The following is a 257-nucleotide window of genomic DNA, read 5'->3' on the forward strand; positions in this document are numbered from 1 at the left end:
AGAATACTCATCTCGCCCACCTGTGTCGGTTTGCGGTACGGTCTCGTATGACTGAAGCTTAGAGGCTTTTCTTGGAACCACTTCCGATTGCTTCAGCACCTAAATGCCTCGTCCCAGTCCCTTGAATCCTGCGCCCGGATTTGCCTAAGCGCCTTCTATGAACCAGAAACTGCCTATTCCAACAGGCAGACAACCTTCCGCGATCCGTCCCCCCATCGCATCATACGACGGTGCAGGAATATTAACCTGCTTCCCAT

At 52.5% G+C, this 257-nt stretch carries 1 rRNA gene; it reads right to left on the reverse strand.

Annotated features, from left to right (window positions below):
- Window positions 1–257 (reverse strand): 23S ribosomal RNA (locus KVP70_RS33705); the annotation flags it as partial.

Origin of the sequence: Duganella violaceipulchra (genome assembly GCF_019166075.1) — a bacterium.
Taxonomy (GTDB): Bacteria; Pseudomonadota; Gammaproteobacteria; order Burkholderiales; family Burkholderiaceae_D; genus Rugamonas; species Rugamonas violaceipulchra.